The sequence below is a fragment of the Edaphobacter sp. genome (assembly GCF_035532915.1).
In the GTDB taxonomy this organism is placed as follows: domain Bacteria; phylum Acidobacteriota; class Terriglobia; order Terriglobales; family Acidobacteriaceae; genus Edaphobacter.
Genome location: NZ_DATKQC010000344.1, coordinates 1 through 13077, shown reverse-complemented (window position 1 = coordinate 13077; position 13077 = coordinate 1). Strand labels below are relative to the sequence as shown.

The window sequence follows — 13077 nt, the reverse complement described above, 5'->3', positions numbered from 1 at the left end:
ACGAACGCCTCGCTGGCTTGTTTCTCGCGAATCTGGTCCACGCACTCCCGTGCCAGCTTTACCCCTGCCACGTTGATCTCGCGGACTTTATCCTGCAGCCCGAAGTGCTCCAGCCGAAACCGGTTTGCTCCAAAGGTATTGGTCTCCACCACCTCCGCGCCCGCCTGCAGGTATTCGGCGTGGACCTCGCGCACCAACTCGGGCTGCGACAGGTTCAGCTCGTCGTAGCTGCGGTTGATGAATACGCCACGCGCATACAGCATCGTCCCCATCGCGCCATCGCACAGCACCGTTCCCCCCGCGAACAGCCTGTCTACGGCGGCAGGTTCCGCCACATAATGTATGCCAATACCGCCAACGCCGTCGCTCATCGTCTTCTCCGGATCTATCTCTCATCCTAAGCCACCAGCCGGACGCGCTCCAAACCCGTCCAAAGGGGTCTGACCCGAGGCCCGTCAACCCAGTCCCCCCCTCTCCTTTGTTATACTCAGCGGATAGCCGTGGCCCGCATAAATACGCCGCAGCGCTCAGGTTGGAGTTTGTCCACGTTGAAGAATCGAAGTCTCTTTGCCCAGTCCCTCAGCGCCCAGATCTACTGCGGCCTGCTGATCGCCGTCGCGTGCCTCACCCTCAGCTCCTGCCACAGCGCCCAGTATTACTACTATAAGTTCCCGCAATATACCTTTGCCGATCGGCCGGTTCCGCCCAGCAAGCTCGCCCAGCGGGTCATGATCGCCTATACGGTCAACGGCTCCAGCACATCGACCAGCGCCAATGGCGCCCTGGCGATCGTCGATGCCAAGCGCGACATTCGCAGCAATATTGAAGGCACCATCGCCAGCTTCTCGATCTCCGGCTATAACTCCGGCTACCCCAGCATGATCTTCAACTTCCCGGCGGAGGTCCACGGCTACGTCTACTCCAACACCGACGGCAGCCTGGGCATCATCGACTACAGCAAGGAATCCTCGTCCGGCTCCGCGGGCAAGTTCCCCCAGGCGGCGTCCATCGCCATTCCGCCCGGTTTCCTGCACTATTATGCCGCCGAAGAAGGCTCCGGACAGCTGGCTGTCATCGATAATGCCACCGGCAGCTCTTACGGCCTCAATCTGCCTAATATTGATAAGGTAGCCGTGAACGCAGGCGATACGGTGGTGCTCGCCATGGTGCGTAACTCCAACATCATCTATCGACTAGTCAAGCTCAACTCCAACCAGTTCGCCACCTCTCAGCTTGCCATCCAGTCTACCGGCGCTGCGGACTGCGAGCCTCTCAACCTGCCCGTCTACTGCGTCGTCCCGGTGAACTCCACCGGCGTAGGCGCAGGCGGCTCCAACACCTTCGACCGCCCGGTCGGAGCCTACTTCTCACTCGACGGCACCTCCGCTTACATTCTCAACTGCGGTCCGGAGTGCGGTGGAACCACATCGAGCCTTACGGTGCTCAACCAGAGCCCGCTCAACGTGAACACCATCCCCAACACGACTCCTGACAATTCGGCCTTCGTCTCGAATGTGCCGATTCCCGGGGGGGCCACGGTCGCGCTCTCAGACGCAACCACGTTATACCTGGCTGGCCAGCAGCAGATGCCGGACGGCCTCTTCACCGGCTATCTCACCACAGTCAACCTTGCCGCCGCCGCCAGCAGCCCGTCCACTGCGGTCACCGGCAAGTACGGCATCTCCGACGGCACCCACACCAAGCTGCTCTTCGCCGACAACAACACTCTTTGGATCGGCTCGCAATACTGCGCCACGGGCGAGCGTCAGCATCTCAACACGAACTACAACTGCCTGACCCGCTTCGACCTTGGTGCCAAGACCGCTCAGATCGTCCCTGCCGTCACCCCCGGCAGCGTCGCTGCAGGTGCCACCGTCGGCTATCCCAACACGAACCAGAACCTCTATTACTACGGCGATCTCACGGGCCTCTGCTGGGTGCAGGGCTTCAACAAGATCTATACCGCGTACGGCGGACAGGTCCACGTCTTCAGCACCGTCGATGGCTCTGAGATCGACAACGAGTTCGTCACCGTGCAGGGCACCGCCCTCGACGTCGCCTATTTGGATGCGGTCACGGACGCCGATAACTAGAGCTTCGCCTCGCAGCAAATCAGGCCCTATCCTTCGCAGCTCACCGCAACGGATAGGGCCTCACTCTTTAACCGTACCCGCTGCTACCATAACCACCATGCCCTCCATCGACATTCTTGCCATAGCCGCCCACCGCGACGACGTGGAACAGACCTGCGGCGGCACTCTTTTGGCCATGCACACTCGTGGCTGGAGCACCGGCATCCTCGATCTCACCCGCGGCGAGTCCGGCACCCGTGGAACCGCGGCCGAGCGCGAGGCCGAAGCCATCGCCGCCGCCCGCATCCTCAACGTCGCCCACCGCGAAGCCCTCGACCTGCCTGATGGCAACGTCGAGAACACGCTGCCCAATCGACTCAAGGTCGCAGAGGTCCTCCGTCGCCTCCGCCCCCGCGTGGTCATCCTGCCCTACTGGCAGGGACGCCACCCCGACCACTACACCAGCGCGACGCTCGGCTACGAATCTTGTTTCATCAGTGGCCTTGCCAAGATGGATATCGCTGGCGAGCCTCACCGCCCCTACAAGATCCTCTACGCCTCGCTCTACGCCGATGTGCGGCCTTCCTTCGTCGTCGACATCACGCCGCACATCGAGCAGCGCTACCAGGCGCTGGCAGCCTATCGCTCGCAATATGCGTCCCAATCCACGGGCGACTCCATCTTCGTTCGCGAAGACGATATCCGCGAGCGCACCTTCGCGACAGCGCGCCATTACGGCCTGCTCGCAGGCGTGCGCTATGCCGAGCCTTTCGTGCAGAAGGAAGTCGGCCTGATCGAAGACCTGATGCTTCTTCCTGTTCAATCAATTTAGAGACGAAGTAGTTGAGAACTAAATAATTTAGTGCTAAACCAGTTTGACTCCAAGCAAATCTATTTATTAATTTATTTTTTTTGAATCCACTTACATCCACCTCTTCCGCGTGACCGTACTCCTGAGTGAAGGCGCAACGCAACCTGCATTCAGGAGAGGTCCATCGTGGAAAAAGTCAACGAACTTATTAAGAGAGCAGTCTCCCGCCGAACGTTCATGGCTGGGGCCGGAACCACCGCAGCGGCCGCATTTCTGGCCGGATGCAGCAAATCCTCCACACCGCCGTCCAGTGGGGGCGGAACAACGACACCGCCGCCCCAGGACGTTCCAGACAACGACATTCTCAACTTCGCGCTTAACCTTGAGTATCTCGAAGCCGAGTTCTACCTTCGCGCGGCGACTGGCAGCGGCCTCTCTTCTACAGATGCTCTCTCCGGCGCTGGTACCGTCACCGGTGGCGCAGCGGTTCAAGGTTTCTCGACTGCCATGCAGCAGTATGCCGTTGAGATCGCGCAGGACGAGCTCAACCACGTCCGCGCCATTCAGGAGACCATCTCCAAAAACAGCGGAACTCCTGTTGCTCGTCCCAACATCGACTTCACCAACGCCTTCAACGCTCTCGCCGCGGCTGCAGGCATCGGATCGAGCTTTGATCCCTTCTCCAGCCCCAGCGCCTTCCTTGTAGGCGCTTTCGTATTTGAGGACGTAGGCGTCACGGCGTACACCGGCGCGGCCCCGGCCATCACCAACACCGACATCCTGTCTGCCGCAGCCGGAATTCAGGCCGTCGAAGCGTATCACGCCGCCGAGATTCGCACGCTGCTGGTAGGAATGGCCGCGACCAACAAGGACCAAACCTACGTCAACTATGCCAACCAGGTCTCCGCTCTGCGTGGCAAGCTTGGCGGGGGCAACGAGACGATGCTCAGCGTCAGCTCCATCGTCGCGGCGGACACCACCAACGCCATCGCCTTCGCCCGCACCACCGACCAGGTGCTTCACATCGTATACGCAACCGCACCCGGCGCGGGCGTCAAGAGCGGCGGCTTCTTCCCCAACGGACTCAACGGCTCCATCTCAACGACTGCATCCTAAGGACAGATCACCATGGCAAATACAGAGACCAAACAGCTAGATTCCATCATCTCCAGCCGTCGTGCGTTGCTGACCCTTGGCGGCGCAGCGTTGGCAGGGCTCGCCTTCGCACCTCGGGCTGAAGCTCAATCCGCCGTCAGCGATACCGACATCCTCAACTTCGCCCTCAACCTGGAGTACCTCGAGGCCCAGTTCTACAACCTCGCCGTCTCCGGCGTCACTATCGACAAGCTGCCCACCCCCATCCCGGTCAGCGTCAACGGTGCGGCTGCTGGAACGGTCACACTCAAGCCCAGCTTCATGAAGGTTCCCTTCGCCCTGCCGCCGATCCAGGCCTATGCGATGGAGACAGCCATCGAAGAAGGCAAGCACGTCAGCTTTCTTCAGGGTGCGCTGGGCACGGCGGCGGTTTCGATGCCTGACATCGACCTCTACAACTCGTTCAATGCGCTGGCAATGGTGGCCGGACTCGGGTCGAGCTTCGATCCCTTCGCCAGCGATGCCACCTTCCTGATCGGTGCCTACATCTTCGAGGACGTCGGCGTCAGCGCCTATCACGGAGCGGCGGGCCTTATCAAAGATAAGAAAACCATCCTTCCCGCAGCGGTCGGCATCCATGCCGTTGAGGCATACCACGCCGGTCTCGTCCGCACCAGCATCAACGCTCTCGATGCCGGAACCGGAACCCTGAACACGATCACGCAGAAGATCTCGGCAGCCCGCTCCATGCTGGCGAATCCTTCCAGCGCGTCGACAACCACTTACACCGGAAGCAAGGCCGACGACATCGGCCTGACCACAACCATGGTCAGCCTCAATGGCACTTCGGCGTCGTACTCCTCGTCGACCATCGTCGATTGCGACTCGAACTCAATCGGCTGGGGCCGTACCACCTCCCAGGTCCTCGCCATCGTCACGGGGACCGATCCCAGCGCCACCAGCCACAAGGGAGTCTTCTTTCCCTCGGGCCTCAACGGAAACATCAAGTAAATCTCAACCGCAAAACAAAGGAGGCTGCCCACAAATCCGTGGGCAGCCTCCTTTTTTTCTCTTCAAGATAAAGCTCTCCCATCCCTATCCCTCAGCCGCTTCGATCTGGTCGTCCGCCACCACCCGGTTGCGCCCTCCGCGCTTGGCCCGGTAGAGTGCTGCGTCGCTTTGATCGATAAGGCTTTGCCACGAAAGCCCGCACCCTTCCGACGAAGCCACGCCCAGGCTCGCCCGCACGCGCACCGTCTCTCCCCGGTATTGCAACGTCAACTCGTCTACCTTCGATCGCATTCGCTCCGCCGCCATCCCCGCCTCTGCCAGGCCCGTATCCGGAAGCACAATGCAGAACTCATCCCCACCCATCCGCGCCACCGCATCCTGGCCGCGCACCGTCTCCTGCAAAGCCTTCCCCACCGCCTGGAGCAGAGCATCGCCACACGCATGTCCCAGCGAATCATTCACGCGCTTCAGCCCATCGAGGTCCAGCATCACGACGGCAATCACTCCCTTGGCCCGCCCGCACCGTGCGATCTCGCGCTGCGCAATCCGCGTCAACGCCCACCGGTTCAATAGCCCCGTCAACTCATCGACCTGCGCATGCCAAAGCAGCTCCACGCGCAGCTTCGCCGAGGAGAGAAACATGAAGCCAAAGGCGATAGCGCTGTTGGTCACCAGCGCTCCAACCAGCCAGAAACGCAACATCTCATTGGCCAGCACCGGATAGTTCGGCGTACCGAACCTCAAGCTCACCATCACCCGCATCAGCAGCAGAAAGGCATAGACCGCGAGCGAAGCGCCGGTCAGGCTCGCCGCCAGCCCAATGTTTTCGCCTGCGAAGAGAAAGACTACCGTTGCCGTAGCCGCCACCTGCACACTCTCGATCGCGCACGCCAGCAGAAGCATCACAGGATAGTGCGATGGCACAATCAGCAGACAAATCGTCCCCACCGCCATCACACCTACCAGCACATACTGCAGCGACCGCCACAGTGGGCCGCGGTCCAGCAGCTCGTCGAAGCTGAAGTGCAGCATCATCATCCCCAGCACGGCCAGCAGACCATTCACTGCCTGGGCGACCGGTATCACGCCGCCCAGAAGGATCAGCAGCAGCCCTCCACCGCGGCTGAGATTCGCCCCCGCGAACCACGCCGCACCCTTTGCCGATCCAAGCATGCGGGCATTCAACGCGATGACACCCGCATACAGTACATACAAAAGCACGTTCATCACAACCAGTGTGTGCGTGTCCATTGTTTCGCCCTGGGAAACCAAGTCAAATACTGCAGTGCATGAAAGTCTTTTCGCTTTTTACCGCACTCGCCAATGTACTTTCGCAGGCGAATGGCGAATATATATTTAAACGCTTGACTGCGCCAGTCGAATCTTCGTTGTCTGCTTGCGTGAATCACACTCGATATATATCGAACCTGCAAAATTTTTCACAGTAAACCTGCGATTGCAACCCCCGCTATCTCTGCCGAGTTACGGCTGCAATCCTTGTCGAGAGCCGACCTGCGCCGCCACAAACCGCACGACTTCCTCCGTCACATAAACCGGTGGTCGCATCGCCAGCACCGGAGTTCCCTCCACCAGTTTCAACGAAACGCCCTTCCACTCCGGCCTTCCCAGCACGCCCTCCGGCACCAGCACAGCATCTGCTCGATCCAGATACAACCGCGCCGAGTCCTTGAAGTCCTCCACCGTGGGGTCGAGCACGCTTAAATAGATATCCGGCCGGAGAAACCGCAGGATGCTGTTCGACTCGATCACCGCATTCTCTGCGCGCTCCAGCTCCTTGCGAATCCGAGGCATCGCCTCCGCCAGGTTGCCCTGCCTGGTTCGCACCCAGAACGAACGCACGGCCCCAGCTGCGAGATATCGTGCAGAGTCGGTCCCGGTAGCACCTTGCCGCTCCTCGCTCACGGCGATCGTATGATCGGCCGTCTCACAGTCGCAAGGCTCCCCATTGGCCGAGCACACCCCATGCCCGAACTGGGTAATCTTGAACGCCGTCCAGTGCATCTCCGGCAGCGCTGCGATCAATCCTGCAACCACGCTGGTCTTCCCGATGTTCCGGCTATGCCCGCCTACCACCACAATTGCCATCGCCTGTTCCCCAGCCTGCCGCTCAGCCCTTGCGCAATCGCGCCAGGTCTCGAAGATACTCTTTCAAGGGCCGCGCCGGACGGCCCCAGAAGACTTGTCCCGGCCCGCGCATCTTCTTCCCGCTCAACACTCCTGCCCCACCTCCAAGAATCACACCAGCGCCCACCGTAGCGTGTTCTCCAATACCTACCTGCCCACCCAGAATCGCGCCATCCTCCACCACGCTCGACCCCGAAATACCGGTCTGCGCCGCGATGATGACGTTCTTCCCGATCACGCAGTTATGCCCAATGTGCACCAGATTGTCGATCTTCGTGCCGCGCCCGATTCTCGTCTCCCCTAAAGCTCCGCGGTCGATGGTCGAGTTGGCGCCGATCTCCACGTCATCTTCGATGCATAAACTTCCTTGCTGCGGAAAGACCAAGTACTCGCCCGTCTCCGCGTGGCGCACATAGCCAAACCCGGTAGAGCCGAGCACCGCCCCGGCCTGCGCTACCACACGGTCGCCCAGCACCGTCCGCGGATAAAGCGTAACCCGCGCCATGATATTGCAATCCTTGCCGATACGAACGCCTTCTCCAATCACAACTCCTGGCCCGATGCTGGTCCCCGCGCCAATCTGAACATCTTCGCCGACGACGGCGGAAGGATGAATTCCAGCTTCAAACCCCTTCCCTTTTAATCGTCTGGCAATCGTCGCAAAAGCATAGCGCGCATCAGCCACATGCCAGATCCGGTCATCCTCCAACTGCGATGACTTCGCCGCAAGAATCAACCCAGCCTTCGATTCGATGGCAGCCCGGAGCGCTGTGGAATCGACGGCAAAGACCACCGAACTCCCCGTGGCCGCCTCTATGCTCGAGACCCGATCGATCTCCGCGTCTCCGGCAGGGGCGCTCCATCCAACCCAGTCAGCGACTTCGCTCATCTTCGCCATTAGTAGATCCCCGTCTCGCCCGCAGGCCGCGTCTTCCATCGCCGGTGCATCCACAGCCACTGTTCGGGATACTCCCGCACATAACGCTCAATCACACCGGTAAACAGCGCCGTATTGGCAACTGCATCCGATTCCGAATCCCCGGTATGGATCAGATCCAACTCCGCACCGAAGCGCAGAATATACTTCTTCTCCCGTGGCTCCCACAAAAGAAAGCCCGGCACCACCGCCGCACCGGTCTTCTGCGCAATTCGTGCCATTCCCGAGGCGGCACAGGCTTCCACTCCAAAAAACGGCACAAAGACACCCTGGGGCGGGGTCATATTCGTGTCCATCAGAATTCCGACCGTCTGTCCGGCGCGCATCGCGGCAATCAGTCCCCGCGCAAAATCATCCTTGTGCATCACTCGGTTGCCATGCAAGCACCGGATTCGATTCACAAAGGCATCGACCAGAGGATTATCCAGCCGGCGAATCACCATTCCCATGGGATAGCCCATCAACGAATGATAGAAACTCGACAGCTCCCACGCGCCGAGATGCCCGGTCAGCACCAGCACGCCCTTGCCCCGCTCGCGCGCCGCCAGATAGTTCTCCAGCCCGTGATAGCGAATAAATTCGCTCGCCCGCTCTGCCGTATAGCTCGACATTTGGCAGAACTCGGCTAACAGGCAACCCAGATTCCGATAGACCGCCCGCAGAGTTGTCTCGCGCTCCGATGCCGTCTTCTCCGGAAACGCCAGCTCCAGATTGCGCAAGCCCACCTTGCGCAGCCGCCCCAGAAGACGAAATGCGAGCCATCCAATGCCCGCTCCCAGCGTTCGCGCCAGCTTTCGCGGAAGAATGCCCAAAGCCGCGACAAACACACGGACAACGCAGAACTCAGCCCACTCCCGGGCCGTTCCATCTCCCCGCGGCTGTCGTTGTATCGCGTCGCTCAAGCATTCAGTCTACTAGGTGTATAGTCCGGCATTTGATGGATTGGGTTGAGAGTAAATCTGTCCGGGGATTGTGTCCAGAGTTTGCAGAGGTCTTCGTCGGGAGTGAGACCCTTGAGGGTCTTGAGTCGTCGGGCGAAGTCGTAGGCCCGGAGGAAGTCGTTCAGGTGCGCTTTGAGTCGGCGCGTTCCACCAGTTCGACAACGACGAACTTACATACGGGAGATGTACCAAGGGAGGGGGTACCCCAAGGGAGGGGGTACCCCAAGGAAGGGGCCCCTCTATGAAGCTCGCAACGCCTGCGTCACAGCGGCAGCCGCTCTCCCACAAGCCTCGCGGTCAACGTCAAAGTGGGTGACGAACCGGACAGAATCCAACCCGATAGCACTCGCCAGCACGCCCTTCTCCTTCAGTCCACGGCAGAAGGAAGCCGCATCGCCACCGCGAAGCCTGAAGATGACGATATTGGTCTCGACGCCTGCCAGATCGATCTCGGCATTCGGTTCAGCAGCAACCGCCTCAGCCAACAGACGAGCGTTGGCATGGTCGTCGGACAGCCGCGCCGTCATTTCATGCAGAGCGACCAGACCAGCAGCGGCCAGTACCCCAGCTTGCCGCATTCCGCCGCCGAGCGCCTTGCGAAAGACACGAGCCTGTTCCATCGCCTCTCTGCTGCCTACCAGCATTGAGCCCGCCGGAGCGCCCAGCCCCTTCGACAGGCAGAACATCACCGTATCGCAACCCTCGGTAAGCTTCGCTACGCCAACGCCAAGCGCCACCGAAGCGTTGAAAATCCGCGCTCCATCGAGATGCACCGGCAGACCAGCCTCATGCGCCCCCTCGCAGATCTCGCGCATCCTGGCCAGCGGTGTAACCGTACCACCAGCCATATTGTGCGTGTTCTCAATGCAAACCAGACCAGTCTGAGCGCGGTAATAGAGCTTCGGGCCGATTGCCTGCTTAATCTGGCCCCATGTCAGCACGCCGCGTTCCCCCGCGACTGAGCGCAACTGGCACCCGGAGAACGCAGCGGCCATGGCCATCTCCCAGTCCAGCACATGAGCCCGCGCCTCGCAGACGATCTCCTGCCCATGCTGCGTATGCAGGCGAATGGCGATCTGGTTCCCCATTGTGCCGGTCGGAACAAAAAGAGCAGCCTCCCTGCCAAACATGGCAGCGGCATCGTTCTCCAGTCTGTTGACGGTAGGATCTTCGCCATACACATCGTCGCCCACCTCGGCGACGAACATCGCCTCGCGCATCGCCGGCGTCGGTTTAGTAACTGTGTCACTTCGAAGATCGATCATGTAGCCCTTACTCCATTACTCCATCTCAGATTATGCAGCCGAGGTAACCAGCAGTCGGCTGAAGACCTCATTCGAGACCATGCGGCCTCGTGCCGTCAGGCGAACGTGATCGGTCTCCAACTCCAACAACCCTGCCTCACGAACCTCCAGCAACGCTGGCATCGCATCCTGAACCATCGCCTCACCAAACTGTCCGCGCAGCAGGCGAAGACTGACGCCCTGATTGAGCCGCAGCCCAAGAAAAAGCGCCTCCTCAAAAGCCCGCTCAACGCCAATAACATCGAAATCCGGCTCAACAGCGCTCTTTGAGATCTGACGAAACGCAGACTCAGGCTTATCCATATAAGCATCCATCTCGCTCGTATTCGCAAACCGCAACGCGCCCGCTTGGGTCAGCAGCATCGAGTGCGCATCGAGGCCAAAGCCGATATAAGGCAACCGCTGCCAATATTTGAGGTTATGCCGCGAAGCATGGCCCGGTCGAGCAAAGTTCGAGATCTCATACTGCCCCAACTCCGCAGCCTCGAACTGTTCACAAGCCATCTGGTACCAATCGGCACTCTCATCTTCCGAAGGAACAGCCGACGCATGATAGCGCGTCCCTTTGGCGAGAACCTCTTCGCCAAGCCGCGACTCCTCATCGACCTCCAGCATATAAACACTGATGTGCTGCACTTTACTGGCAATCGCCTGCTCGAGCGAATACTGCCAGCTCTCCCGTGTCTGGTAAGGAAGCCCCGCGATCAAATCGATGCTGATGTCCTTAACTCCGGCGTTGCGGACTCGCGCAATCTCGGCCTCGCACTCCAGCCGCGTGTGCAATCGCCCAACCGCCGCCGTCTCGCGGTCAACAAAGGACTGCACCCCAAAGCTGACGCGGTTCATGCCCAGCCGCAGCAGTTCCTCCAGCGTCTCGTCGCCAAGCTGCCCGGGCGCGCACTCGAGCGTTATCTCAGCGTCTCGCGCCAACTCGAACTCGCCGCGCAGACGCTGAAACATCTGGCGAAACTGCGCCGCGCTCAGCAAACTGGGCGTTCCGCCGCCAAAGTAGATCGAATCCACCAGCTCCGGCAGCCGCGCCCCGGACTTCACCGCCGCATCCCGTGCCGCGCCAATCTCATCACATACGCGGTCGACATAATGCTGCATTCGGTCAGCGGCGAACACTCCCGAGGCGAAGTTGCAGAAGGTACACTTCGCCTTACAGAAAGGAACCGAGATGTAGACTCCAGCCGTTGTAACCATTTTGCCGAAAACGCCTCAAACAATTGTTTCACGAAGGCTGCTTCAGACGGCAATAAGCCTTCTATGCTGCAAGAGGCGCCTGAGAGGTAAGACTATGCCGCGACTTCACCCGCTCGCTACCGTTGGAGCCCTGATCTTTATTCTTGTCCCGATCTCCGGACAAGCCACCGCTCAAACCGCGCCGCAGCGCTCTCCCGTGCTGGTGGAACTGTTCACCTCGGAAGGCTGTTCGAGCTGCCCACCTGCCGACGCTCTGCTCGCAAAGCTGGAGCAGGCGCAGCCAGTCGCCGGTACAGAGATCATCGCGCTTGGCGAGCATGTCGACTATTGGGACCAGCTTGGCTGGCACGACCGCTTTTCTTCGCATCAATATACGGAGCGGCAGAATCAGTACCGCTTCCGCTTCCATCTGGACGATGTCTACACACCGCAGATGGTCGTTGACGGTACCGAGCCATTCGTCGGCAACGATGTACCCCATATCGTGCGCGCCATCAACAGCGCGGGCCACACAGCGAAGATCAACCTTGCACTCTCAAAGCCAGCTCTGGACGGAAACCACGTCTCGTTCACGGTCTCCAGTTCGGGACCGCACAATCTTCTCTCGAATGCAGACCTGTATGCGGCCCTGGTCGATCCGACCGACACAACAAACGTTCTACGTGGCGAAAATAAAGGGCAGGTTATTCATCATGCTGCTGTTGTTCGATCGCTGAAAAAGATCGGGAAGCTGAACGACCTCGCATCCGGCTCGTTGCACGCACAGCTCCTTGCCCCGGCAAATGCGACGCCTGCAACCATGCGGATTGTTGTATTTGCCCAGCGTCCGGGAGAGGGCGCTGTCGTGGGCGCAGTTTCCATGCCTGCGCGGCAATAACTAGAATCCTGTTCTCGCCCCAAGCATCTAGAATAGAGATACTTAGATGGCTGACGAACAGAAATCAAAAAAGGCGCAAAAAGAAGCCGCGAAGAAGGCCGCGCACGACGACGACATTGTAGGTAAAGCCTACGACGGCCGTCTTATGCGCCGTCTTCTGACCTACCTGCGTCCCTACAAGCTGCAGGTTGTGCTCTCCGCCATTGCCATCGTCTTCAAAGCCGCCACCGATGTCGTCGGCCCCTATCTGGTCAAGGTCGCCGTCGATACTTACATGACGAAGACGCCGCCGGAAAAGCTCTCCTGGCTGGCGCACCACCTCAACGCGAAGCCGATGGCAGGTATCACCCAGCTTGGCCTGATTTACCTCAGCGCGCTACTGATTACCTACGTCCTCGAATTCGTCCAGACCTACCTGATGCAATGGACCGGCCAGAAGATCATGTTCGATCTGCGCAGCCAGATCTTCCGGCACATCCAGAGCATGCATCCCGGCTTCTTCGACCATAACCCGGTCGGCAAGCTCGTCACCCGCGTCACCTCCGACGTAGATGCGCTGAACGAGATGTTTACCTCAGGCGTCCTCGCCATCTTCGAGGACATCTTCGTCCTGTCCTTCATCGTCATCATTATGCTGCGCATGAGCTGGCCGCTCGCCCTGCTGACGCTAGCCGTTAT

The 13077-nt window shown here is 59.8% G+C and carries 13 protein-coding genes and 1 pseudogene; 6 read left to right on the top strand and 8 right to left on the bottom strand.

Annotated features, from left to right (window positions below):
* Positions 1 to 371: homocysteine S-methyltransferase family protein (locus VMU57_RS16430; protein ID WP_325385352.1), on the bottom strand; the 371-nt coding region annotated here is incomplete at its 3' end.
* A gap of 177 nt (positions 372 to 548) precedes the next feature.
* Here VMU57_RS16430 and VMU57_RS16425 point away from each other — a divergent pair.
* The 4 genes from VMU57_RS16425 to VMU57_RS16410 all read left to right on the top strand — a co-directional run bounded on the left by VMU57_RS16425 (position 549) and on the right by VMU57_RS16410 (position 4989).
* Positions 549 to 2093 (top strand): hypothetical protein, encoded by a 1545-nt coding sequence (locus tag VMU57_RS16425; protein ID WP_325385350.1) that lies wholly within the window; start codon positions 549 to 551, stop codon positions 2091 to 2093.
* 97 nt (positions 2094 to 2190) lie between these two features.
* Positions 2191 to 2904, top strand: coding sequence for a bacillithiol biosynthesis deacetylase BshB1 (gene bshB1 / locus VMU57_RS16420; protein ID WP_325385348.1), 714 nt, complete (start codon positions 2191 to 2193; stop codon positions 2902 to 2904).
* Positions 2905 to 3069: 165 nt separating this feature from the next.
* Positions 3070 to 3999 (top strand): ferritin-like domain-containing protein, encoded by a 930-nt coding sequence (locus tag VMU57_RS16415; RefSeq protein WP_325385346.1) that lies wholly within the window; start codon positions 3070 to 3072, stop codon positions 3997 to 3999.
* Positions 4000 to 4011: 12 nt separating this feature from the next.
* Positions 4012 to 4989, top strand: a complete 978-nt coding sequence (locus tag VMU57_RS16410) for a ferritin-like domain-containing protein (RefSeq protein ID WP_325385344.1) — start codon at positions 4012 to 4014, stop codon at positions 4987 to 4989.
* Between the two features lie 84 nt (positions 4990 to 5073).
* Here VMU57_RS16410 and VMU57_RS16405 read toward each other — a convergent pair whose 3' ends face one another.
* The 7 genes and pseudogenes from VMU57_RS16405 to hemW all read right to left on the bottom strand — a co-directional run bounded on the left by VMU57_RS16405 (position 5074) and on the right by hemW (position 11522).
* Positions 5074 to 6240: a GGDEF domain-containing protein gene (locus VMU57_RS16405; protein ID WP_325385342.1), complete on the bottom strand. Its 1167-nt coding sequence runs from the start codon at positions 6238 to 6240 to the stop codon at positions 5074 to 5076.
* 231 nt (positions 6241 to 6471) lie between these two features.
* On the bottom strand, positions 6472 to 7095 hold the full coding sequence (locus tag VMU57_RS16400; RefSeq protein WP_325385340.1) for a hypothetical protein: 624 nt from the start codon (positions 7093 to 7095) through the stop codon (positions 6472 to 6474).
* 22 nt (positions 7096 to 7117) lie between these two features.
* Positions 7118 to 8032: a UDP-3-O-(3-hydroxymyristoyl)glucosamine N-acyltransferase gene (gene lpxD, locus VMU57_RS16395; RefSeq protein ID WP_325385338.1), complete on the bottom strand. Its 915-nt coding sequence runs from the start codon at positions 8030 to 8032 to the stop codon at positions 7118 to 7120.
* A complete protein-coding gene (locus tag VMU57_RS16390) occupies positions 8032 to 8973 on the bottom strand; it encodes a lysophospholipid acyltransferase family protein (protein WP_325385336.1) in 942 nt (313 codons plus the stop codon). The genes lpxD and VMU57_RS16390 overlap by 1 nt, the downstream gene beginning before the upstream one ends.
* Positions 8970 to 9149 (bottom strand): annotated as a pseudogene (locus VMU57_RS16385) (hypothetical protein); the annotation flags it as partial. The pseudogene VMU57_RS16385 and the gene VMU57_RS16390, both read right to left, overlap by 4 nt.
* 102 nt (positions 9150 to 9251) lie before the next feature.
* On the bottom strand, positions 9252 to 10277 hold the full coding sequence (locus VMU57_RS16380; RefSeq protein WP_325385333.1) for a GntG family PLP-dependent aldolase: 1026 nt from the start codon (positions 10275 to 10277) through the stop codon (positions 9252 to 9254).
* Positions 10278 to 10307: 30 nt separating this feature from the next.
* Positions 10308 to 11522, bottom strand: a complete 1215-nt coding sequence (gene hemW / locus VMU57_RS16375) for a radical SAM family heme chaperone HemW (protein WP_325385331.1) — start codon at positions 11520 to 11522, stop codon at positions 10308 to 10310.
* A gap of 94 nt (positions 11523 to 11616) precedes the next feature.
* On the opposite strand from hemW, the gene VMU57_RS16370 reads away from it, so the two are divergent.
* On the top strand, positions 11617 to 12399 hold the full coding sequence (locus VMU57_RS16370; RefSeq protein WP_325385330.1) for a DUF1223 domain-containing protein: 783 nt from the start codon (positions 11617 to 11619) through the stop codon (positions 12397 to 12399).
* 46 nt (positions 12400 to 12445) lie between these two features.
* The coding region (locus VMU57_RS16365; protein WP_325385328.1) for an ABC transporter transmembrane domain-containing protein at positions 12446 to 13077 on the top strand (632 nt) is incomplete at its 3' end.